This is a genomic window from Neisseria shayeganii 871 (assembly GCF_000226875.1).
Taxonomy (GTDB): domain Bacteria; phylum Pseudomonadota; class Gammaproteobacteria; order Burkholderiales; family Neisseriaceae; genus Eikenella; species Eikenella shayeganii.
This window is the reverse complement of sequence record NZ_JH164947.1, coordinates 1-555: the sequence shown is the minus strand read 5'-3', so window position 1 is coordinate 555 and position 555 is coordinate 1. Positions and strand designations below refer to the sequence as shown.

Genomic DNA, 555 nt, shown 5'->3' with positions numbered 1-555 from the left:
CCAAACGCTACAACAAGTCTTATCCGGGCGAAATGGTGCACGTCGATGACAAACGTTTGCCCCTACTCAAAGGACAAAAAGCCACCGACCGGCGTGACTACCTGTTTGTCGCCATTGATGACTTTTCCCGTGAACTGTATGCCGCCATTTTGCCGGACAAGACGGCCGATAGCGCAGCCAAGTTTTTGCGGGAGCAGTTGATTGAACCCTGCCCGTATCTGATTGAATGCATTTATTCGGACAACGGCACGGAATACAAAGGTTCGGCCAATCACGCTTTCGGTCTTGCCTGTTACGAAAACAACATCACTCAGAAGTTTACCCGTCCTGCCCGCCCGCAAACCAACGGCAAAGCGGAGCGGGTCATCCGCACGATAATGCAGATGTGGCACGAGAAGCAGACCTTTGACAGCCCGGAGCACAGGCAAAAAGAGCTATGCCGTTTCGTCAACTTTTACAACACCGTGAAGCCGCACCGCAGTCTGAAGGGGGATACGCCCTTTGAGGTACTGCAGGCTTATTTTTCTCAACCTATGGTGTAAACAACCCGGTTAA

The 555-nt window shown here is 51.9% G+C and carries 1 protein-coding gene; it reads left to right on the top strand.

What is annotated here, in order from left to right:
* Positions 1-542 (top strand): integrase core domain-containing protein (locus tag HMPREF9371_RS10910; RefSeq protein ID WP_009120213.1); only part of this gene is annotated, 542 nt, incomplete at its 5' end.
* Positions 543-555: the final 13 nt, after the last annotated feature.